The sequence below is a fragment of the Mesorhizobium neociceri genome, from assembly GCF_013520985.1.
In the GTDB taxonomy this organism is placed as follows: domain Bacteria; phylum Pseudomonadota; class Alphaproteobacteria; order Rhizobiales; family Rhizobiaceae; genus Mesorhizobium; species Mesorhizobium neociceri.
In genome coordinates this window covers 588831-609482 of record NZ_JACDTY010000001.1, presented here as the reverse complement: position 1 = coordinate 609482, position 20652 = coordinate 588831, and the positions used below count along the sequence as shown (strand labels likewise).

General features: G+C 63.0%; 20 protein-coding genes. 2 read left to right on the top strand and 18 right to left on the bottom strand.

Annotation, left to right across the window (positions count from 1 at the left end; translation table 11 throughout):
• Positions 1 to 247: 247 nt before the first annotated feature.
• From H0241_RS02820 to mce, 5 genes are all read right to left on the bottom strand, one after another.
• A complete protein-coding gene (locus H0241_RS02820) occupies positions 248 to 931 on the bottom strand; it encodes an ABC transporter ATP-binding protein (protein ID WP_181055900.1) in 684 nt (227 codons plus the stop codon).
• Positions 928 to 2259 carry a lipoprotein-releasing ABC transporter permease subunit gene (locus tag H0241_RS02815; protein ID WP_181055899.1) on the bottom strand — a complete coding sequence of 444 codons (1332 nt, stop codon included), beginning with the start codon at positions 2257 to 2259 and terminating at the stop codon, positions 928 to 930. The genes H0241_RS02820 and H0241_RS02815 overlap by 4 nt, the downstream gene beginning before the upstream one ends.
• On the bottom strand, positions 2256 to 3584 hold the full coding sequence (gene proS, locus H0241_RS02810) for a proline--tRNA ligase (RefSeq protein WP_181055898.1): 1329 nt from the start codon (positions 3582 to 3584) through the stop codon (positions 2256 to 2258). The genes H0241_RS02815 and proS overlap by 4 nt, the downstream gene beginning before the upstream one ends.
• Before the next feature lie 752 nt (positions 3585 to 4336).
• Positions 4337 to 4621 (bottom strand): DUF1467 family protein, encoded by a 285-nt coding sequence (locus H0241_RS02805; RefSeq protein ID WP_181055897.1) that lies wholly within the window; start codon positions 4619 to 4621, stop codon positions 4337 to 4339.
• Complete coding sequence (mce, locus tag H0241_RS02800) at positions 4618 to 5022, bottom strand: methylmalonyl-CoA epimerase (RefSeq protein WP_181055896.1); 405 nt, start codon at positions 5020 to 5022, stop codon at positions 4618 to 4620. Before mce ends, H0241_RS02805 begins: the two co-directional genes overlap by 4 nt.
• Before the next feature lie 134 nt (positions 5023 to 5156).
• On the opposite strand from mce, the gene H0241_RS35535 reads away from it, so the two are divergent.
• Together H0241_RS35535 and H0241_RS35530 are read left to right on the top strand one after the other, a co-directional pair.
• Positions 5157 to 5510, top strand: coding sequence for an MBL fold metallo-hydrolase (locus H0241_RS35535; RefSeq protein ID WP_235983890.1), 354 nt, complete (start codon positions 5157 to 5159; stop codon positions 5508 to 5510).
• On the top strand, positions 5507 to 5998 hold the full coding sequence (locus H0241_RS35530; RefSeq protein ID WP_235983884.1) for an MBL fold metallo-hydrolase: 492 nt from the start codon (positions 5507 to 5509) through the stop codon (positions 5996 to 5998). Before H0241_RS35535 ends, H0241_RS35530 begins: the two co-directional genes overlap by 4 nt.
• 21 nt (positions 5999 to 6019) lie before the next feature.
• Here the strand turns inward: H0241_RS35530 and H0241_RS02790 are convergent, their stop codons facing one another.
• From H0241_RS02790 to nuoF, 13 genes are all read right to left on the bottom strand, one after another.
• On the bottom strand, positions 6020 to 7690 hold the full coding sequence (locus H0241_RS02790) for a ribonuclease J (RefSeq protein ID WP_181055895.1): 1671 nt from the start codon (positions 7688 to 7690) through the stop codon (positions 6020 to 6022).
• Positions 7691 to 7723: 33 nt separating this feature from the next.
• Positions 7724 to 8545 (bottom strand): biotin--[acetyl-CoA-carboxylase] ligase, encoded by an 822-nt coding sequence (locus tag H0241_RS02785; RefSeq protein ID WP_181055894.1) that lies wholly within the window; start codon positions 8543 to 8545, stop codon positions 7724 to 7726.
• Between the two features lie 5 nt (positions 8546 to 8550).
• Positions 8551 to 9987: an NADH-quinone oxidoreductase subunit NuoN gene (gene nuoN / locus H0241_RS02780; RefSeq protein ID WP_181055893.1), complete on the bottom strand. Its 1437-nt coding sequence runs from the start codon at positions 9985 to 9987 to the stop codon at positions 8551 to 8553.
• 18 nt (positions 9988 to 10005) lie between these two features.
• The gene (locus H0241_RS02775; protein ID WP_181055892.1) at positions 10006 to 11511 is read right to left on the bottom strand and encodes an NADH-quinone oxidoreductase subunit M; all 1506 of its coding nucleotides are present in this window, start codon (positions 11509 to 11511) and stop codon (positions 10006 to 10008) included.
• Positions 11511 to 13484, bottom strand: a complete 1974-nt coding sequence (nuoL, locus tag H0241_RS02770) for an NADH-quinone oxidoreductase subunit L (RefSeq protein ID WP_181055891.1) — start codon at positions 13482 to 13484, stop codon at positions 11511 to 11513. Before nuoL ends, H0241_RS02775 begins: the two co-directional genes overlap by 1 nt.
• A 10-nt stretch (positions 13485 to 13494) precedes the next feature.
• Positions 13495 to 13803, bottom strand: a complete 309-nt coding sequence (gene nuoK / locus H0241_RS02765) for an NADH-quinone oxidoreductase subunit NuoK (protein ID WP_023670810.1) — start codon at positions 13801 to 13803, stop codon at positions 13495 to 13497.
• A 1-nt stretch (position 13804) separates the two neighbouring features.
• Positions 13805 to 14425, bottom strand: coding sequence for an NADH-quinone oxidoreductase subunit J (locus tag H0241_RS02760; protein WP_181055890.1), 621 nt, complete (start codon positions 14423 to 14425; stop codon positions 13805 to 13807).
• Positions 14426 to 14661: 236 nt separating this feature from the next.
• A complete protein-coding gene (nuoI, locus tag H0241_RS02755) occupies positions 14662 to 15153 on the bottom strand; it encodes an NADH-quinone oxidoreductase subunit NuoI (protein WP_181055889.1) in 492 nt (163 codons plus the stop codon).
• Positions 15153 to 16196 (bottom strand): NADH-quinone oxidoreductase subunit NuoH, encoded by a 1044-nt coding sequence (gene nuoH, locus H0241_RS02750; protein ID WP_181055888.1) that lies wholly within the window; start codon positions 16194 to 16196, stop codon positions 15153 to 15155. Before nuoH ends, nuoI begins: the two co-directional genes overlap by 1 nt.
• A gap of 2 nt (positions 16197 to 16198) precedes the next feature.
• Entirely contained in the window at positions 16199 to 18280 is a 2082-nt protein-coding gene (nuoG, locus tag H0241_RS02745; protein ID WP_181055887.1) for an NADH-quinone oxidoreductase subunit NuoG, read from the bottom strand.
• The gene (locus tag H0241_RS02740) at positions 18280 to 18561 is read right to left on the bottom strand and encodes a pentapeptide repeat-containing protein (protein WP_181055886.1); all 282 of its coding nucleotides are present in this window, start codon (positions 18559 to 18561) and stop codon (positions 18280 to 18282) included. The genes nuoG and H0241_RS02740 overlap by 1 nt, the downstream gene beginning before the upstream one ends.
• Positions 18562 to 18570: 9 nt before the next feature.
• The gene (locus H0241_RS02735; RefSeq protein WP_181055885.1) at positions 18571 to 19263 is read right to left on the bottom strand and encodes an NADH-ubiquinone dehydrogenase; all 693 of its coding nucleotides are present in this window, start codon (positions 19261 to 19263) and stop codon (positions 18571 to 18573) included.
• Between the two features lie 74 nt (positions 19264 to 19337).
• A complete protein-coding gene (nuoF, locus tag H0241_RS02730; protein WP_181055884.1) occupies positions 19338 to 20642 on the bottom strand; it encodes an NADH-quinone oxidoreductase subunit NuoF in 1305 nt (434 codons plus the stop codon).
• Positions 20643 to 20652 lie beyond the last annotated feature (10 nt).

Here is a 20652-nt window from a genome sequence, read left to right as displayed (position 1 = left end):
CGCCCCTCACCTGCCTGCCGGCATCCTCTCCCCGTATAGTGACGGGGAGAGGGGCGCTGTCATCGGTGATTTCGCTAATCGCTAGCGTTGCAGGAATAGCGCCGAGGCAGCGGCCAGCCCTTTCTCCCCGTCACTATACGGGGAGAAAGGGCTGGCAGGGCAATGAGGGGCGGAGCTGACTTCGGCGATCTTTGCTCCCCAAAAGGGCTAAGATCCGCAGGCCGGCCTCACCTGAGTATCGCCGTGCCTAAAGCGGGACGACCTTACCCTCATGCAACGTCACCCGCCGATCCATCCGCGAGGCCAGTTCGTGATTGTGGGTGGCGATCAGCGCGGCAAGGCCCGATTGCTTGACCAGCGCCCCCAGCGCCTCGAAGACATAAGACGCGGTGACCGGGTCGAGATTGCCGGTCGGCTCGTCGGCGAGCAGCAGCAAGGGCGCATTGGCGACCGCACGGGCAATGGCGACGCGCTGCTGTTCGCCGCCGGACAGTTCGGACGGACGGTGCGACGCACGCTTGCCGATCTGCATGTAGTCGAGCAACTGCGCCGCGCGCTCCGACGCTTCCTTGCGCGACAGCCCCTTGATCAGCTGCGGCATCATGATGTTTTCGAGCGCCGAAAACTCCGGCAGCAGATGATGGAACTGATAGACGAAGCCGACATCGTTGCGGCGGATCGCCGTGCGCTCGTCGTCGGAGAGCCGTCCGCAGGCGCGGCCGGCCAGAATGACGTCGCCGGCGTCGGGACGCTCGAGCAGGCCCGCCGTGTGCAGCAGCGTCGACTTGCCGGTGCCCGATGGCGCCACCAGCGCCACCATCTCGCCGCGCTTCAGCGAAAAGTCGGCGCCGTTCAAAATGGTGAGCTTGCGCGGCCCCTGGACATAGTGCCGCTCGACGCTCTTCAGCTCGATAATGATCTCGGACTTCATTCGTATCTCAAGGCCTCGACCGGATCGAGCCGTGCGGCCCGCCACGCCGGAAACACGGTTGCCAGGAAGGACAGGCCGAGCGCCATCAGGATGACGTAGGTGGTCTCGCGCGGGTCCATCTTGGCCGGCAGCTGGCTGAGGAAATAGAGCTCCGGATTGAACAGCACCTTGCCGGTCATCCAGGAGAAGAACTGGCGGATGGATTCGATGTTGGTGCAGATGAGCACCCCGAGCAGAACGCCGGCGAGCGTGCCGGTGACGCCGATCGCCGCGCCCGTCATCAGGAAGATGCGCAGGATGGCGCCCCGCGAGGCGCCCATCGTGCGCAGGATGGCGATGTCGTGGCCCTTGTCCTTCACCAGCATGATCAGCCCGGAGATGATGTTGAGCGCCGCCACCAGCACGATCAGCGTCAGGATCATGAACATGACGTTGCGCTCGACCTGCAATGCGGAGAAGAACGTCTCGTTGCGCTGGCGCCAGTCGACCATGTCGATAGGCCGCTGCGCCGCCGCATCGACCAGCGGTTTCAGCGCATCGACATTATCGGGATTGTCGACATAGATCTCGATCGTCTGTGCCCGGCCGTCCATGTTGAAATAGAGCTGCGCTTCCGAAAACGGCATGTAGGCGATGGAACTGTCATACTCCGACATGCCGACTTCGAAGATCGCCGCCACCTTGTAGCCCTTGAGGCGCGGCGTCGTGCCCATCGGCGTCACATCGCCATCCGGCGAGATCAGCGTGATGGTGTCGCCGAGCACAAGGCCGAGATTCTCCGCCATGCGCTTACCGATGGCGACGCCCTCGCCGGAATCGAAACCGTCAAGCGTACCTTGCTTGACGTTTTTGGCGACGATGGCGATCTTGCCGAGGTCTTCGGCGCGTATGCCGCGCACCAGTGCGCCCATGCCGCCGCCGACATTGCCTTGCGCCAGCACCTGGCCGTCGATCAGCGGGATGGCGTATTTGACGCCGGCCACGCCGTTGATGCGGGCGGCAACCTGCGCATAATCCTCAAGCGGCGAATCCAGCGGCTGCACGATCAGATGACCGTTGACGCCAAGGATGCGGGTCAGAAGCTCGGCCCGGAACCCGTTCATAACCGCCATGACGACGATCAGCGTCGCGACGCCGAGCATAATGCCGAGGAAGGAGATCGAGGCGATGACCGAGATCACCGTCTCCTTGCGGCGCGAGCGCAGATAGCGCCAGGCGACCATGCGTTCGAACATGGAGAACGGGCCTGCGACCGGAGACTTGGCGACCGGCGACTTGCCGACCGGAGACTTGGCGACCGAAGGCTTCGCTGCCGCGGCTTGGCTCATGCGGTTGCACCGAAGCGTTTCTTGGCCTCCGCCACCGGCAGCGTCTCGCGCTCGCCGGTCCGGCGGTTCTTGATCTCGATCTCGCCGGCGGCCACGCCGCGTGGCCCGACGATCACCTGCCAGGGCAGGCCGATCAGGTCGGCCGTGGCGAACTTGCCGCCCGGCCTCTGGTCGGTGTCGTCGTAAAGCACATCCTTGCCCGCACCGGCGAAGGCGGCATAGAGCTCGTTGCAGACGCGGTCGCAGTCGGCGTCGCCCACCTTCATGTTGATCAGGCCGACGTCGAACGGCGCCACCGCCTCCGGCCAGATGATGCCGTTGTCGTCATGGCTGGCCTCGATGATCGCCGCCACAAGGCGCGAAGGACCGATGCCGTAGGAGCCGCCGGAGACGAAATGATCCTTGCCGTCGGGCCCGGTCACCTTGGCGCCCATCGGCTTCGAATATTTGTCGCCGAAATGGAAGATGTGGCCGACCTCGATGCCGCGCGCCGAGACCCGGTCCGCTTCGCCGAGCTTGTCCCAGGCCGCCTCGTCGTGCATCTCGTCGGTGGCGGCGTAAGGCGTCGTCCACGTCTTGACGATGTCGGCGATCTCGCCGTCATTGGCGAAGTCGGTGTTTTCGCCGGGCACCTGAAGCGACAGATACTCGCGATTGCAATAGACTTGGCTTTCGCCGGTGTCGGCCAGGATGATGAATTCGTGGCTGAGGTCGCCGCCGATCGGCCCGGTGTCGGCCCGCATCGGAATGGCCTGCAACCCCATGCGCGTGAAAGTCCTGAGATAGGAGACGAACATCCTGTTATAGGCCGCTTTGGCGCCCTCGAAATCGAGGTCGAACGAATAGGCGTCCTTCATCAGAAATTCGCGTGAGCGCATGACGCCAAAGCGCGGCCGCACCTCGTCGCGGAACTTCCACTGGATGTGGTAGAGGTTGAGCGGCAGGTCCTTGTAGGACTTGACGTAGGCGCGCACGATCTCGGTGACCACTTCCTCATTGGTCGGACCGTAGAGCATGTCGCGGTCCTGCCGGTCCTTGATGCGCAGCATCTCCTTGCCGTAGTCATCATAGCGGCCGCTTTCGCGCCACAGATCGGCCGACTGGATGGTCGGCATCAGGATTTCCAGCGCGCCGGCGCGGTTCTGTTCCTCGCGGATGATCCGGCAGACCTTGTCCAGCACCAGCTTGCCCAGCGGCAGCCAGGAAAAGCTGCCCTGCCCCTGCTGGCGGATCATGCCGGCACGCAGCATCAGCCGGTGCGAGACGATCTCGGCCTCGCGCGGATTTTCTTTCAGGATGGGCAGGAAAAACTGCGACAAACGCATGGACAGGTCCGTGAGAGAGGAGGCTGCGCCGGAATCGGCGCGGCTGGCTTGCTTGCCCCGGCTTCATAGCTATTTCGTGACGGAATGGAAACCCGACCGGCCGCATCGGCCCGAAATCGCAAAAATCGATTCTTCTTCCAAAGACCTTCGAACGGAAAACGATAATCCTTAGGCGCAAAGTGCTCCGCCTGGCTGCAAAGTGCTGATACACGCTTTGCGCGTCCGAGCGACGCAGCACACCTGGCCAGATTAATGCGGCAGCCCCGGTGTTGTTCGTTTCGCAAGCAAAGCCTGCCGCACTATTGTGCAGTGCAGCACAGGATTGCCCGTTAGCGGGCAAAATTCTGCGTGACAATTTCATCGGGGTTAGGCTAGTGTGCCCCGATAACCGAGAGGGTAGAGAAAAATCTGCTCTCCTACGCGGTCAAAGTCTTGGGAGGATGCGATCTAGGCGCGGTTACCCGCTGCCGCCGGAAACCGGAAAACAGATCGGAACGCGTTTAAATTGCAAGGCCTTGTGCCTTGCATTTTTTTTGCCCAATCATCTGGTTAGATCAAACTGTTCCCAAATCACGTGAGCTTGCGCCAGGGTGATCTGGTCGTGATCTGGTCGCGATTCTATCAGGATTGGCTATGCTTGCGCGCGGAGTTGCTAACCTTGGCCCGAGGCGCCGAAACTGGAGTCCGATGCTCCGAAAATAGGCACAAAAAGCCGCATGCTGCCCGCCCGATTTTGTCGGCAGGAAAGTGCTTTAATTAGCCGGTGCCTGGCTGGCTTCGGGGATGATGTGCGGGACTTCGTCGAGGCTGTAACCCAGCCCGTGCGTCAGGCCGTAGAAAATGCCCATGACAACAGCCGTGACGATGGTGGTGCGGATCACGGCGCGCAGCATATGCGGCCCGCGCGGCGCGCTGGCAACGGTGCCCAGCGTCACGTCGTGATCGTCATCCTGCGTTTTGACGCTGAACGGCAGCACGATGAACAGCATCAGCCACCAGGTGATGAAGAACAGCGCGGCAAACGAAATCCAGCTCATGCCTGCTCCAGTTCGACCAGCGTGCCGAAGAAATCCTTGGGGTGCAGGAACAGCACCGGCTTGCCGTGGGCGCCGGTTTTGGGATTGCCGTCGCCCAGCACGCGGGCGCCGCTCGCCTTGAGATGATCGCGCGCGGCAAGGATGTCGTCGACCTCATAGCAGACATGATGCATGCCACCCGAGGGGTTCTTCTCGAGGAAAGCCGCGATCGGCGAGCCCTCGCCCAGCGGCTCCAGCAGCTCGATCTTGGTGTTGCCGACATCGACGAACACAACCGTCACGCCATGCTCCGGCAGCGCCTGCGGCGCCGTGACGTTCGCACCAAGCGTATCGCGGTAGGCAGCGATCGCCGCGGCCAGATCCGGCACGGCAAGCGCGACATGGTTCAGGCGTCCCAGCATGAAACCTCCAGCTTCGATGCTGGCGTCTTACGTCAAATCGGCCGACATCAATAGCCTTTGCCGAGGCGCGCAAGGTCGCACTTGGGGCGAACCGCCGCCCTGTTCCAATCGAAATCAGCGAAGTACAAAAGACAATGTCCGATACACGCCCACGCGTTTTCAGCTTCGATCTTGGCTCATTCAAGGTTGTCGCCCTCCTCGACGCCGTCGATCTCCGCGACAATCTCGCCGCGGCTTTCGCCCCCGGACAATCGCCGGGCGCGGTGCGGGAACTCGCCGTCTCGAACGTCATCGATCCCCATCGATACGAGCATTGCTTCATCCCGACGCTGATCGACACCGGCGCGGAAAAGATCCTGTTCGACACCGGATTCGGCGACGAGGACAGTGCACTCCTGCAATGCCTGCAAGACCTTGGGCTCGAACCCGCCGAAATCGACGTGGTGATCATCACGCATGGCACCCCGACCACATTGGCGGCCTTGTGAACAATGGCGAAGCCGTCTTCAGCCGGGCGCGCTACGTGTTCGGTGCGGCAGAATTTGTCTTCTGGACCGAGGCGGATACGGTGCGCGAAGCCAGGCTGAGCAATCGCGACCTGTTCCGGCGCGTCTGTGCCAGCCTTGCCGACCGGGCGACATTCGTAGCGCCGGGCGACGAAATCGTGCCGGGCATCACCGCCATCGACGCCGCAGGCCATTCTCCAGGGTTGCTGGCATTCCACATCGAAAGCGACGGACAGCAATTGCTCGTCTGGTCGGACGCATTCCTGCACTCTGTCGTGTCGATCCAGCGCCCCGAATGGCATGCCGATCTCGACGACGAGAAGGAGCAGGCCGTCGAGACCCGCAGGCGCTTGCTGAAAATGGCCGCGGAACACCGGTTGCTTGTCGCCGGCTATCACATGCCGTTCCCGGGTCTCGGGCACATCGAGCGGGTGGACGGGACGTTTCGCTGGCGTCCCGTCAGCAGCTGAATTCCAGCGCTTGGTTTCGCCCTATCTCGTGACGAACACCGTCACCAGCGGCTTCTTGCCCCAGGCTTCGTTGGCGGCGCCGCGCACGGCGCGGCGCACCGCTTCCTGCACCAGATCGAGGTCCTTGCGACGCTGGCGTGGGATCGAATCCACCGCGCCGACGGCCGCGTCGAGCATCAGATCTTCCATGTTCTCGCCACGTGCATCAGCCTCGGCGACGCCGATGGCGACCAGGTCGGGATCGCCGGCGAGTTCATATTTGTCGTCGAGCACGACATTGACCGCGACATGGCCGGCAAACGACAATTTGCGCCGGTCGCGAATGCCCATCGCCTGGTCGGTGCCGATCAGCCTGCCGTCCTTGTAGATGCGGCCGAACGGCACCTGGTCGATGATCGTGGCCGGACCGGGCGCCAGCCGCAGCATGTCGCCGTCGCGCACCTGCGCCACCTGGCCGATGCCGGAGGTCGACATCAGCGACCCCTGCGCCACCAGATGTGCGGCCTCGCCATGCACGGGAACGCCGATTTGCGGGCGCACCCACTCGTACATCCTGCGCAATTCGCTGCGGCGGGGATGACCGGAGACGTGAACCAGCGCGTCGCCGTCCTCAATGATCTTGATGCCGAGATCGATGAGGCGGTTCTTGATCTCAAGAATCGCCTTTTCGTTGCCGGGAATGGTGCGCGAGGAAAACACCACGGTGTCGCCTGCCGTCAGAGACACCGATTTCATCTCTTCGCGCGACAGTTTGGCCAATGCAGCCAGCGGCTCGCCCTGGCTGCCGGTGCAGATGATGACCAGGTTTTCGCGCGGGATGAAACCGAAATCCTCCTCGGCGATGAATTCCGGCAACCCGTCCATGTAGCCGAGTTCACCGGCGACATCGATGACCCGCTTCAGCGAGCGTCCGAGCACCAGGCACTGGCGGCCCGCATCGCGCGCCGCCTTGGCGATCGAGACGATGCGCCCGACATTGGACGAGAAGGTGGTGACGGCGACACGGCCGACGGCGCTTTGGATGACCCCCCTCAGGCCCTCGCCCACCGCCACTTCCGACGGCGATTCGCCTTCGCGCAGCGCATTGGTCGAATCGCAGATCAGCGCCAGCACGCCCTTGTCGCCATAGGCGCGGAGACGCGCCTCGTCGGTCTTCGGGCCAATCGTCGGTTCCGGATCGATCTTCCAGTCACCGGTATGGATGACGGTGCCGGCCGGCGAGGTGATCGCCAGCGACATTGGCTCGGGGATGGAATGTGCCACCGGAATGGCCTCGATCTCGAACGGACCGACGGTGAATTTTTCGCCTGCCCGGTAGATCGTCACCGGGATTTTCGGCGCGCCCTGCTCGCCCTGGCGCTTGGCGTCCAGCAGGCCGGCGCTGAACGGCGTCATCCACACCGGCGCCTTCAGCTTCGGCCATGTGTCGAGCAGCGCACCGTAATGGTCTTCATGCGCATGGGTGATGATGATGCCGCGCAGGCCGGCGAGGTTCTCCTCGATGAAGCGCGTATCGGGCAGGATCAGGTCGACGCCCGGATGCGCCGCATCCGGAAAGGTCACGCCGACATCGACGACGATCCACTCGCGCGCGCCGGGCGGCCCGTAGCCGTAAAGGGCGAAGTTCATGCCGATCTCGCCGACGCCGCCGAGCGGCACGAAGACGAGTTCGGCGTTTTGCGCTTTCGCCATCAATTTTCCCTTCCCGGCCCCTGCGGCCAGCCCCTAAACTTTTGCCGACGCGACAGCGCCGAAATGCACGTCGCCGGCGGCTACCGTCACGACCGACCCCTCATCATCGCGGATCACGAAACGGCAGTCCTCGTCAATGGTCTCGAAGGTACCGCGCACCACATTCCCGTCAATCCTGACAGCAACCTCGCCCCCGAGCCCAGCCGCGCGCGCCAGCCAGCGCCGCCGGATGGCGTCGAGCCCGCGTCCTTCATCCCACAGCCGGGCATTGTCGGTCCACGCATCCGACAGCGCCAGGAACAGCGTTTCGGCATCGCATGTCGCGCCAAGCGCCTGCAGCGATGTCGCCGGATACGGCATATCAGTGGGATGCGCCACCACATTGACACCGATGCCGACCGCCACCGCGAAACGGCCGCCGTCGAGAATGGCCGATTCCAAGAGGATGCCGGCCAGCTTGGCGCCCGAGGCCAGCACATCGTTCGGCCATTTCAGCTCGAAACGGTTTTGCCCCTGGCTGGCGCCGTCGAGGCCGACCGCGATCCTGCCCTTCGGCACGACGGCGTCGAGCGCGTCGGCCAGCGACAGGCCGGCGACGAAACCGAGCGTCGCGGCAAGGCGAAGCTCACCGCCGGTGATGACGAGCAAGGTCGCGGCCAGATTGCCTTCCGGCGACACCCAGGCCCGGCCGCGCCGGCCGCGTCCGCTTTCCTGCTTTTTGGAAACGACCCACAATTTGCCGGGGTCGCCTGCCCTTGCATGGTCCAGCGCCACCGTGTTGGTGGAGCCGATACTGTCATGGGCCTCGAGCCGGAACCCTTCCGTCTCAGAGGTTGGAGCCAGCCGAAATGCCATCCCGCTCAGAAAAATGTCTTGGCGGCGGCTTCGGCGTAGGTCGCGATCGGACCGCCGATCAGCACGTAGAACAGCACGAAGGCGCCGGAGACGCCGAGCACGAGGCGCAGTTCGCTGGCCATCGGCACGAAGCCGCCGGCCGGTTCGTCGAACCACATGATCTTGATGATGCGCAGATAGTAATAAGCGCCCACGACCGAGGCCAGCACGCCGATGATCGCCAGCGCATAAAGGTTGGCGTTGATGGCGGCGAGAAAGACGTACCACTTCCCCCAGAAGCCGGCGAGCGGCGGGATACCGGCCAGCGAGAACATCAGGATGGTCAGGATCGTCGCCATGATCGGGTTGGTCGAGGAGAGACCGGCGAGATCGCTGATCTGCTCGACATTGCCTTCCTTGCGCCGCATGGCGAGGATGAAGGCGAAGGTGCCGAGCGTCATCACCAGATAGATCAGCATGTAGATGGCAACGCCGCGCACACCGGCCTGGCTGTTGGCGGCAAGGCCGACCAGCGCATAGCCCATATGACCGATCGAGGAGTACGCCATCAGCCGCTTGATGTTGGTCTGGCCGATTGCGGCAAAGGCGCCGAGCGCCATCGAGGCGATCGAAATGAAGACGATGATCTGCTGCCAGTCAGCCGCGATCGGCTTGAAGGCGCCCATGGTGACGCGCACGATCAGCGCCATCGCCGCCATCTTGGGAGCCGCCGCCAGGAAGGCGGTGACCGGTGTCGGCGCGCCTTCATAGACGTCGGGCGTCCACATATGGAACGGCACCGCCGAAATCTTGAAGGCAAGGCCGGCGAGCACGAAGACCAGGCCGACGACGAGGCCGAGCTGACGCTCGCCGCTGCCGAGAGCCGAGGCGATTTCCTGGAAGCCGACATTGCCGGTGTAGCCGTAGACGAGGCTGATGCCGTAGAGCAGCATGCCGGACGACAGCGCGCCGAGCACGAAGTACTTCAGGCCGGCCTCGGTCGAGCGCAGATTGTCGCGGTTGATCGCCGCCAGCACATAGATCGCCAGCGACTGCAGTTCGAGGCCGAGATAAAGCCCGATCATGCCGTTGGCCGAGATCATCAGCATCATGCCGAGCGTGCAGAGCAGGATCAGCACGGGGTATTCGAACTTGTCGAAATGCTCCTGTTTGGCAAAGCGCATCGACATGACCAGCGTCACCGCCGATCCGATCAGCGCCAGCACCTTCATGAAGCGGGAAAAGGGATCCTGGATGAAGGCGTTGCCATAGGCGCTGCCCAGCTCCGTGGAAAGGATCAGCCAAACGCCGGCGATCACCAGCACAGCGACGGCAAGGCCGGTTACCAGATTGACGGCGTTGGCACGCGAATAGGCGCCCACCATCAACAGCGCCAGCGCGCCGATGGCAAGGATCAGCTCCGGCGTCGAGAGCGAAAGGCTGGCGTAAAGGTCCGGCGTCATGGTTCGCAAAACCCTTGGTTAGTTCGCCGCCGCGGTCTGCGCGGCGCCGATGGATGCGGTGACATTGGTGACGAGCGCCTTGACCGACTGGGCCGTGGCATCGAAGACGGGGGCGGGATAGACGCCGAAGAAGATGACCAGCACGACCAGCGGATAGATGATCGCCTTCTCGCGCGTCGACAGGTCGAGCAGCCCCTTCAGGCTTTCCTTGGTCAGCGCGCCGAAGATCACCCGGCGATAGAGCCAGAGCGCGTAGGCAGCCGACAGGATGACGCCGGTGGCGGCGAAGAACGCCACCCATGTGTTGACCCGGAACACGCCGAGCATGGTCAGGAACTCGCCGACGAAACCTGATGTGCCGGGCAGGCCGACATTGGCCATGGTGAAAACCATGAACACGGTGGCGTATTTCGGCATGTTGTTGACGAGGCCGCCATAGGCGTCGATCTCGCGCGTGTGCATGCGGTCGTAGATGACGCCGACGCACAGGAACAGTGCGCCGGAGACGAGGCCGTGCGACAACATCTGGAAGATCGCGCCCTGCACGCCTTCCTGGTTCATGGCGAAGATGCCCATGGTGACGAAGCCCATATGGGCGACGGAGGAATAGGCGATCAGCTTCTTCATGTCCTCCTGCATCAGCGCCACCAGCGAGGTGTAGATGATGGCGACGACCGACAGCGTGAACACCAGCGGTGCGAACATTTCCGACGCCAGCGGGAACATCGGCAAGGAGAAGCGCAGGAAGCCGTACCCACCCATCTTTAGCAGGATGGCGGCCAGGATCACCGAACCGGCCGTTGGCGCCTCGACGTGGGCATCCGGCAGCCAGGTGTGCACCGGCCACATCGGCATCTTTACCGCGAAGGAGGCGAAGAAGGCCAGCCAAAGCCACGTCTGCATGCTGGCCGGGAAATTGTGCGTCAAAAGCGTCGGGATGTCGGTGGTGCCGGACTGGAAGAACATCGCCATGATGGCCAAGAGCATCAGCACCGAGCCGGCCAGCGTATAGAGGAAGAACTTGAACGAGGCGTAGACGCGGCGCTTGCCGCCCCAGACGCCGATGATGATGAACATCGGGATCAGGCCGGCCTCGAAGAAGACGTAGAACAGCACGATGTCGAGCGCGCAGAACACGCCGATCATCAGCGTTTCCAGAAGCAGGAAGGCGATCATGTAGGCCTTGACGCGCTTGTCGATCGCTTCCCACGACGCCAGGATGCAGAGCGGCATCAGGAACGTCGTCAGGATGACGAACAGCATCGAAATGCCGTCGACGCCCATATGGTAGGAGATGCCGGAGTCGAGCCAGGCGTATTTCTCGACGAACTGGAAGCCGGCCTGCGAATTGTCGAAGCCGGTCCAGATGGAGAGCGACACCAGGAAGGTGAAGGCCGTGGTGGCAAACGCGATCGCCCTGATATTGCGGCGCGCATTCGGGCTGTCATCCCTGATCGGCAAGATCAGCAGCACACCAACCAGCGGCAGGAAGGTGACCAGCGAGAGGATTGGCCAGGCGGTCATCAGAGCATCATCCAGGTGACGAGAGCGGCCACGCCGATCAGCATGGCGAAGGCATAGTGATAGAGGTAGCCGGTCTGCAGCTTGACGACGCGGTTGGTGACATCGACGACGCGCGCTGAAACGCCATCGGGGCCAAGGCCATCGATGATGGTGCCGTCGCCGGTCTTCCACAGGAAGTGCCCAAGAGCCTTTGCCGGCCGCACGAACAGGACGTCGTAGAGCTCGTCGAAGTACCATTTGTTGAGCAGGAAGGCGTAGAGCAAGCGATGGTTGGCAGCGACACTCCGGGGCAGTTCCGGCGAGCGGATGTAGAATTTCCAGGCGATCGCAAAGCCGATGAGCATGGCGATAAACGGCGCCAGTTCCACCCACAGCGGCAATTCATGGATCTCGTGCAGAATGCGGTTGTCCGGCAGGGTGAACAGCGACGCCTTCCAGAACTCGGCATAGCCTTCGCCGATGAAGGCGTTGTGGAAGATGATGCCGGCAAACAGCGCGCCGGCGGCCAGGATGAACAGCGGCACCAGCATCACCGGCGGCGATTCATGGACATGGTGCATGACGTCGTGGCTCGCCCGCGGCTCGCCGTGGAAGGTCATGAAGATCAGCCGCCAGGAGTAGAACGAGGTGAAGCAGGCGGCGATAACCAGCAGGATGAAGGCGACGCCGGCGACCGAATTGTGACCGGCAAAGGCAGCCTCGATGATGGCATCCTTGGAAAAGAAGCCGGCGGTGCCGATGACCGTCACCGGGATGCCGACGCCGGTCAGCGCCAGCGTGCCGATCACCATCATCCAGTAGGTCTTCGGAATAAGCGTCCTCAGGCCGCCCATCTTGCGCATGTCCTGTTCGTCGGAGACGGCATGGATGACCGAGCCGGAGCCGAGGAACAGCAGCGCCTTGAAGAAGGCATGTGTGAACAGATGGAAGATCGCCGCACCATAGGCTCCAAGGCCGAGCGCCACGAACATGTAGCCGAGCTGCGAGCAGGTCGAATAGGCGATGACGCGCTTGATGTCGTTCTGGACCAGGCCGACGGTTGCGGCGAAGAAGGCGGTGAAGGCGCCGATGAAGGTGACCACGGTCAGCGCCGAATGCGACAGTTCGAACAGCGGCGACAGCCGTGCCAGCATGAACACGCCGGCCGTCACCATGGTGGCGGCGTGGATGAGCGCGGAAACCGGCGTCGGGCCTTCCATGGCGTCCGGCAGCCAGGTGTGCAGCGGCACCTGCGCCGATTTGCCCATGGCGCCCATGAACAGCAGCAGACAGACGATGGTCATGGCCGCCTGCTTGTCCAGCGCATAGCCGAGGAAGGTGAGCACGGCAGCGCCTTGCGGCGCGCCTTCAACCGGAATGAACGTCGCTGCATTGGCGAAGATGGTGCCGAGATTGACCGAGCCGAACAGCACGAAGACGCCGAAAATGCCGAGTGCAAAGCCGAAATCGCCGACGCGGTTGACGACGAAAGCCTTGATGGCGGCGGCATTGGCCGACGGCTTCTTGTACCAGAAGCCGATCAGGAGGTAGGAGGCGAGACCCACCCCTTCCCAGCCGAAGAACATCTGCACGAGATTATCAGCCGTCACCAGCATCAGCATGGCGAAGGTGAACAGCGACAGATAGGCAAAGAAGCGCGGCCGGTTCGGATCGTGGTGCATGTAGCCGATCGAATAGATATGGACCAGCGCCGACACGGTGTTGACGACCACCAGCATGACCACGGTCAGCGTATCGATCCTGAGTGCCCAGGACGCGTCGAGCCCGCCCGACTGGATCCAGCGCAGCACCGGCACGGTGAACACCTCGCCTTCGCCGAAGCCGACGGAGAAGAAGGCAACCCAGGACAGCACGGCCGAAATCACCAGGAAACCCGAGGTGATGTATTCCGAGGCCTTGGCGCCGAGTGAATTGCCGAACAGGCCGACGATCAGGAAGCCGAGCAGCGGAAGGAAGACGATCGCTTGATACATAACTGCCTCGTCAACCCTTCATCTGGTTCACGTCTTCGACCGCGATCGAGCCGCGGTTGCGGAAGAAGACGACAAGAATGGCAAGCCCGATGGCCGCTTCGGCGGCCGCGACCGTCAGCACGAACAGGGCAAACACCTGTCCGACGAGATCGCCGAGGGCGGCCGAGAAGGCGACGAAATTGATGTTGACCGCCAAAAGGATGAGCTCGATCGACATCAGGATGACAATGATGTTGCGGCGGTTGAGGAAGATGCCGAACACGCCGAGCGTGAACAGGATCGCCGATACGGTGAGGTAATGCGCGATGCCGACGACCATCTCAGAGTCCCTCGCCCGACTTGACCTTGCGGATTTCCATGCCCGTTGCCGGGGTGCGGCCGACCTGGGCAGCGATCGACTGCCGCTTGACGCCTTCCTTGTGGCGCAGCGTCAGCACGATGGCGCCGATCATGGCGACCAGCAGCACGAGGCCCGAAATCTGGAAGTAGTAGAGGTAGTCCGTATAGAGGATATCGCCCAGCGCCGCCGTATTGGTCCGTGCGGCGAGATCCGGGATCGGTTTCGAAACCGTCGAAGCCAGCTGCGGCGCGAATGTGTAGCCGCCGAGCACGATGATCAGCTCCGCCGCCAGGATCAGCCCGACCAGCGCGCCGATCGGCGCATATTGCAGGGCGCCCTCCTTCATCTCGGCGAAGTCGACGTCGAGCATCATGACGACGAACAGGAACAGCACCATGACCGCGCCGACATAGACGACGAGCAGAATCATCGCCAGGAACTCGGCGCCTGTCAGCATGAACAGGCCGGCGGCGTTGAAGAAGGTCAGGATCAGGAACAGCACGGAATGCACGGGGTTGCGCGCCGAAATGACCATGAACGCAGACGCCACCGCGACAAAGGCGAAGAGGTAGAAAAAGGCCGCCTCTAGTCCACTCAGCATTGGGGATCCCCCGGGTTCCTGTCCGAAACAGGACGCTCGTCCTGTTCGATGTTTGCGACCGCCTCCGGCCGGCAAGTTGCGTGTTTCCTAGCCCATGTTCCGATCGGGTTAAAAGACCCGATCGAAAGAAACATGGGCCACTTAGAATTTCCGGAGGATGATCTTGTCCGAAAAGTCTGCAACTTTTCGGGATCATCCTATGGACGAGGCCCCTCGCCCCGTCCATGCGTCAAATGTCAGCGATAGGGCGAGTCCAACGAGATGTTGCGCGCCAGTTCGCGCTCCCACCGGTCGCCATTCGCCAACAGCCTGTCCTTGTCGTAGTAAAGCTCCTCGCGCGTCTCCGTCGCGAATTCGAAATTCGGCCCCTCGACGATGGCGTCGACCGGGCAGGCTTCCTGGCAGAAGCCGCAATAGATGCACTTCACCATGTCGATGTCGTAGCGCACCGTGCGGCGCGTACCATCATTGCGGCGCGGGCCGGCTTCGATTGTGATCGCCTGCGCCGGGCAGATCGCTTCGCATAGCTTGCAGGCAATGCAGCGTTCCTCGCCATTGGGATAGCGGCGCAGTGCATGCTCGCCCCGGAAGCGCGGGCTCACCGGCCCTTTCTCGTGCGGATAGTTGATCGTCTCCTTCGGCGCGAAGAACTGGCGCATCGACAGGAAGAAGGCGCTGACGAAATCCTGCAGCAGCAGCGATTTTGCGGCTTGGCCAAGAGCGGACATCACGCAAACCCCGTGATCTTGAGGAAGGCAGCGACGATCACCACCATCGCCAGCGAGATCGGCAGGAAGACTTTCCAGCCAAGGCGCATCAGCTGGTCGTAGCGATAGCGCGGCACGAAAGCCTTCACCATGGAGAACATGAAGAACATCAGGCAGATCTTGAGCACGAACCAGATCACCCCGGGCACCCAGGTGAAGGGCGCGAAGTCGAAGGGTGGCAGCCAGCCGCCGAGAAACAGGATGGTCGCCAGCGCGCACATCAGCACCACGGCGACATATTCGCCGAGGAAGAACAACAGGAACGGCGTCGACGAATATTCGACCATGTGGCCGGCGACGAGTTCCGACTCGGCTTCCACCAGGTCGAAGGGCGGGCGATTGGTCTCAGCCAGCGCCGAGATGAAAAAGATGACGAACATCGGGAACAGCGCCAGCCAGTGCCAGTCGAGGAAGCTGTTGGGCAGGCCAAGCTTGGTGCCCAGCCCGTCCTGCTGCGACATCACGATGTCCGACAGGTTGAGCGAGCCGACGCAAAGCAGCACGGTGACGATGACGAAGCCGATCGAGACTTCGTAGGACACCATCTGCGCCGCCGAGCGCAACGCGCCGAGGAACGGGTATTTCGAGTTCGACGCCCAGCCACCCATGATCACGCCATAGACCTCGAGCGAGGAGATGGCGAAGACGTAGAGGATGCCGACATTGACGTTGGCGATCGCCCAGCCGGCATTGACGGGAATGACCGCCCAGGCCGAGATCGCGAGCACCGCCGACACCAGCGGCGCCAGCAGGAAAACGCCTTTGTTGGCGCCGGACGGAATGACCGGCTCCTTGAAGACGAACTTCAACAGGTCGGCGAAAGCCTGCAGCGTGCCCCATGGGCCGACGACGTTCGGGCCACGGCGCAGCTGCACCGCCGCCCAGATCTTGCGGTCGGCATAAAGCAGATAGGCGACCCCGATCAGCAGGACAACGATGAGGAACACCGACTGGGCCACAATCCAGAGCGCCGGCACCACATAGAAGGAGAAGAAAGTGTCCATGCTTATTCCGCCGCCTGCTTGAAGCCGCTCTTCGCCAGCGCCGAGCACTCAGCCATCACGGCCGACGCCCGCGCGATCGGGTTGGTCAGATAGAAATCCGTGACCGGCGAGGTGAAGGTGCCCTTGTTCAGCCGCCCGCCGAGCTTCGCCACCTTGGCGATGTCGTCGGCATTGCCGGCCTCGACATGATCGATGCGGGCGAGATGTGGGTATTCGCCATAGAGTTTGGCGCGCAGCTGCTGCAGCGAATCGAAGGGCAGCTTCTTGCCGAGCACATCCGACAGCGCCCTCAGGATCGCCCAGTCCTCGCGCGCATCGCCCGGCGCGAAACCGGCGCGGTTGGTCTGCTGCACGCGGCCCTCGGTGTTGACATAGGTGCCCGACTTCTCGGTGTAGGCAGCACCCGGCAGGATGACATTGGCGCGATGCGCGCCGGCGTCGCCATGGGTGCCGACATAGACGACGAAGGCGCCGCCGGTCTTCGACATGTCGATCTCGTCGGCGCCGAGCAGGAACAGCACGTCGCTCTCGCCGAGCATGCCGGCGACATTCTTGCCGCCCTCGCCCGGCACGAAGCCGACATCGAGGCCGCCGACACGGGCAGCTGCATTGTGCAGCACGGCAAAGCCGTTCCAGTCGGCGCGGGCAGCATTGATCGCGGCAGCGAGCTTCGCCGCCTGGCCGAGCACGGCCGCACCGTCGGCGCGCGCCAGCGCGCCCTGGCCGACGATGATCAGCGGATGCGTCGCCTTCTTCAGCACCTGGAAGAACTTGCCGTTGCCGTCGGCCAGATCTTTCAGCGATTCCGGACCGGCGCCGAGCTGCTCATAGTCGTAGCGTGTGTCGCCGACCTCGCCGATGACACCGACCGGCAGGTTGCCGATGCGCCAGCGCTTGCGGATGCGGGCGTTGAGCACAGAAGCCTCGAAGCGCGGATTGGCGCCAATGATCAGCACCGCATCGGCCTGCTCGATGCCTTCGATGGTCGGGTTGAAGATGTAGCTGGCGCGGCCGAGCGCCGGATCGAGTGCGGCGCCATCCTGGCGGCAATCGGTGTTCTTGGAGCCGAGCGCAGCCATAAGCTGCTTCAGCGCGTAGATTTCCTCAACCGCCGCAAGATCGCCGGCAATGGCGCCGATCTTTTCGGGTGCCGCCTTCGAAACCGCATCCTTGATCGCCGAAAAAGCCTCGGCCCAGCTGGTCGGCACCAGCTTGCCGTCCTTGCGCACATAGGGGCGGTCCAGGCGCTGCGTGCGCAAGCCGTCCCAGATGAAGCGGGTCTTGTCGGAAATCCACTCCTCGTTCACCGCCTCGTTGACGCGCGGCAGGATGCGCATCACTTCGCGGCCACGGCTATCGACGCGGATCGCCGAACCGACGGCGTCCATCACGTCGATGGATTCGGTCTTGGTCAGCTCCCACGGCCGCGCCTGGAAGGCGAACGGCTTCGAAGTCAGCGCGCCGACCGGGCAGAGGTCGATGACATTGCCCTGCAGTTCCGAGGTCATGGCGCTTTCGAGATAGGTGGTGATCTCGGCATCCTCGCCGCGGCCGATCAGGCCGAGCTCGGAGATGCCCGCAACTTCCGTGGTGAAGCGGACGCAGCGCGTGCAGTGGATGCAGCGGTTCATCACCGTCTTGACCAGCGGGCCGATATACTTGTCTTCGACCGCGCGCTTGTTCTCGTGATACCGCGAGGAATCGACGCCGAAAGCCATTGCCTGGTCTTGCAGGTCGCACTCGCCGCCCTGGTCGCAGATCGGGCAGTCCAGCGGATGGTTGATCAGCAGGAACTCCATCACGCCTTCGCGGGCCTTCTTGACCATCGGCGTGTTGGTGAAGATTTCCGGCACCTCGCCATTCGGGCCGGGGCGCAGGTCGCGCACGCCCATGGCGCAGGAGGCCTGCGGCTTGGGCGGCCCGCCCTTCACCTCGATCAGGCACATGCGGCAATTGCCGGCGATCGACAGCCGCTCATGGAAGCAGAAGCGCGGCACTTCCGCGCCCGCGTCCTCGGCCGCCTGCAGCAGCGTGTAGTGGTCGGGTACAGTGATCTCTTTCCCGTCGACCTTGAGCTTTGCCATCAATTGCCCCCGGCGGTCTTCGCCGTCTCATATGCCTGAAACAGATCGCTCAGCCTGATGCCATTGATCATCATGCCGGCGACTTCAGCGTTTTCTATCTTCACGTTGCTCATATTCACATTGCTGAAAGACGCGTTCGAGAGGTTCGCGTCGTCCACCAGGGCCGCCGACAGGTTGAAGTTGTGAAACTGCGTGTTCGCCAGGTTCACATCGTCAAATCTGGAGTTGCTGACGATGGCATTGCGCACATCGAGAACTTCGCTCCTGTCGTGGAAATCCATGCCTGCCCCCTACCTCTTCGCCTTGGCGGCCAGCGTCAGCGCCGCCGCCTGGCGGGTCCACTCGTCGCGGCCGATGCGGCCCTTAAGCGACAGGTAGTCCTCGACCCAGGCGATCTCCTCCGGCGTCCATGCGGCGATCTGGGCATAGGTCCAGATGCCGAGGCCGTTCAGCACTTTTTCAAGCTTCGGCCCAACACCCGCTATCGCCTTGAGATCCGACGGCTTCGACGGACGCGCAATGGTCTTGGGCTGCCTGAAATCCTCCGGCATCAATCCGGTCGTCGCGTCTTCGGCGACCGGATCCGCCTTCTCCGGCTCGGCATCGACGGTGCGGGCGGCAATATCGGTCACGTCCTGCGCGAAAGTCTGCGCCTCGGCGATCAGGGTTTTGGTCGCCGCGCGCGCCTTGGTGGCGGGGGCGGTCTCCGAATAACGCTCGGCGCGCTGCTCGTAATCGTCGATCATCGGCTGGAAAATCCGCTGCGATGCCTCGGCGGCACCGGACCATGCGCCGAGCCACACGCCAAAGGCGTGGTTGGCAAGGCCGAGGCCAAGCGCCGACATGGCGGCGGCACCCGCGACAGGATGCGCGAGAAGGTTGACGGCGCTGGCCATCTCCTTCGGCATCATCCTGGTCAAATCCTGGTTCATCTTCTCAAGCTGGTCCAATTTGGGCATCAAAGGGTTCGAATACGGCGCCATAGAAATCTCCTGGTCGATTCTTCGTTTGCCCCGCCCCGCACGTTCAGTCCCGGGCTCGCGCCCGCATTCCAAATCTATTCCGCCGCCACCATCACCGGTTCGGCCCGGTGCGCGTTGCGCGAAAACTCGTCGATGCGCCGCTCCACTTCGCCGCGGAAATGCCGCATCAGCCCCTGGATCGGCCACGCCGCGGCATCGCCCAGCGCGCAGATCGTATGGCCTTCCACCTGCTTGGTGACGTCGAGCAGCATGTCGATCTCGCGCTTCTGCGCCTCGCCGCGCACCAGCCGCTCCATCACCCGCCACATCCAGCCGGTGCCTTCGCGGCACGGCGTGCACTGGCCGCAGCTTTCGTGCTTGTAGAAATAGGACAGCCTGGCAATCGCCTTCACGATATCCGTCGACTTGTCCATGACGATGACAGCCGCCGTGCCGAGGCCGGATTTGAGATCGCGCAGTGCGTCGAAATCCATCGGCGCATCGATGATCTGCTCAGCCGGCACCAGCGGCACCGAAGCGCCGCCCGGAATGACCGCCAGGAGATTGTCCCAGCCGCCGCGAATGCCGCCGCAATGCGTCTCGATCAGCTCGCGAAACGGGATCGACATCGCCTCTTCGACGGTGCACGGATTGTTGACGTGGCCGGAGATGCAAAACAGCTTGGTGCCGACATTGTTGGGCCGGCCAAAGGACGAGAACCAGGCAGCACCCCGGCGCAAAATGGTCGGCGCCACCGCGATCGACTCGACATTGTTCACGGTTGTCGGACAACCGTACAAGCCGACATTGGCCGGGAATGGCGGCTTCAGCCTGGGCTGGCCCTTCTTGCCTTCGAGGCTTTCGAGCAGTGCGGTTTCCTCGCCGCAGATGTAGGCGCCGGCGCCGTGATGCATGTAGATGTCGAAATCGTAGCCGGACGTGTTGTTCTTGCCGATCAGCTTGGCCTCGTAGGCCTCGTCGATGGCGCGCTGCAGCGCCTCGCGCTCGCGGATGAACTCGCCGCGAACATAGATGTAAGCGGCGACCGCGCCCATGGCGAAGCCGGCAATGAAAGAGCCCTCGACCAGCGTGTGCGGATCGTTTCGAAGGATGTCGCGGTCCTTACAGGTGCCGGGCTCGGATTCGTCAGCGTTGACAACGAGATAGCTCGGCCTTCCATCGCTCTGCTTGGGCATGAACGACCATTTCAACCCGGTCGGGAAGCCGGCGCCGCCACGGCCGCGCAGACCCGACGCCTTCATCTCGTTGACGATCCAGTCGCGCCCCTTGGCGATGATGCCAGGCGTGTTGTCCCAAGCGCCGCGCGCCATGGCGCCCGCCAGCGACTTGTCGAAGAGGCCGTAGATATTGTTGAAGATGCGGTCTTTGTCCTGAAGCATTTTTCTTACC

Excerpts from the sequence above, each read along its gene's own strand:
- H0241_RS02815 (WP_181055899.1), bottom strand. The coding sequence starts at position 2,259 with ATGAGCCAAGCCGCGGCAGCGAAGCCTTCGGTCGCCAAGTCTCCGGTC.
- H0241_RS02790 (WP_181055895.1), bottom strand. The coding sequence starts at position 7,690 with ATGGCGAAAGCGCAAAACGCCGAACTCGTCTTCGTGCCGCTCGGCGGC.
- H0241_RS02740 (WP_181055886.1), bottom strand. The coding sequence starts at position 18,561 with ATGGATTTCCACGACAGGAGCGAAGTTCTCGATGTGCGCAATGCCATC.
- H0241_RS02760 (WP_181055890.1), bottom strand. The coding sequence starts at position 14,425 with ATGCTGAGTGGACTAGAGGCGGCCTTTTTCTACCTCTTCGCCTTTGTC.
- nuoL (WP_181055891.1), bottom strand. The coding sequence starts at position 13,484 with ATGTATCAAGCGATCGTCTTCCTTCCGCTGCTCGGCTTCCTGATCGTC.
- H0241_RS02775 (WP_181055892.1), bottom strand. The coding sequence starts at position 11,511 with ATGACCGCCTGGCCAATCCTCTCGCTGGTCACCTTCCTGCCGCTGGTT.
- mce (WP_181055896.1), bottom strand. The coding sequence starts at position 5,022 with ATGCTGGGACGCCTGAACCATGTCGCGCTTGCCGTGCCGGATCTGGCC.
- H0241_RS35535 (WP_235983890.1), top strand. The coding sequence starts at position 5,157 with ATGTCCGATACACGCCCACGCGTTTTCAGCTTCGATCTTGGCTCATTC.
- nuoI (WP_181055889.1), bottom strand. The coding sequence starts at position 15,153 with ATGTCCGCTCTTGGCCAAGCCGCAAAATCGCTGCTGCTGCAGGATTTC.
- nuoN (WP_181055893.1), bottom strand. The coding sequence starts at position 9,987 with ATGACGCCGGACCTTTACGCCAGCCTTTCGCTCTCGACGCCGGAGCTG.
- nuoH (WP_181055888.1), bottom strand. The coding sequence starts at position 16,196 with ATGGACACTTTCTTCTCCTTCTATGTGGTGCCGGCGCTCTGGATTGTG.
- proS (WP_181055898.1), bottom strand. The coding sequence starts at position 3,584 with ATGCGTTTGTCGCAGTTTTTCCTGCCCATCCTGAAAGAAAATCCGCGC.
- nuoF (WP_181055884.1), bottom strand. The coding sequence starts at position 20,642 with ATGCTTCAGGACAAAGACCGCATCTTCAACAATATCTACGGCCTCTTC.
- nuoG (WP_181055887.1), bottom strand. The coding sequence starts at position 18,280 with ATGGCAAAGCTCAAGGTCGACGGGAAAGAGATCACTGTACCCGACCAC.
- H0241_RS02805 (WP_181055897.1), bottom strand. The coding sequence starts at position 4,621 with ATGAGCTGGATTTCGTTTGCCGCGCTGTTCTTCATCACCTGGTGGCTG.
- H0241_RS02785 (WP_181055894.1), bottom strand. The coding sequence starts at position 8,545 with ATGGCATTTCGGCTGGCTCCAACCTCTGAGACGGAAGGGTTCCGGCTC.
- H0241_RS02820 (WP_181055900.1), bottom strand. The coding sequence starts at position 931 with ATGAAGTCCGAGATCATTATCGAGCTGAAGAGCGTCGAGCGGCACTAT.
- H0241_RS02735 (WP_181055885.1), bottom strand. The coding sequence starts at position 19,263 with ATGGCGCCGTATTCGAACCCTTTGATGCCCAAATTGGACCAGCTTGAG.
- nuoK (WP_023670810.1), bottom strand. The coding sequence starts at position 13,803 with ATGGTCGTCGGCATCGCGCATTACCTCACCGTATCGGCGATCCTGTTC.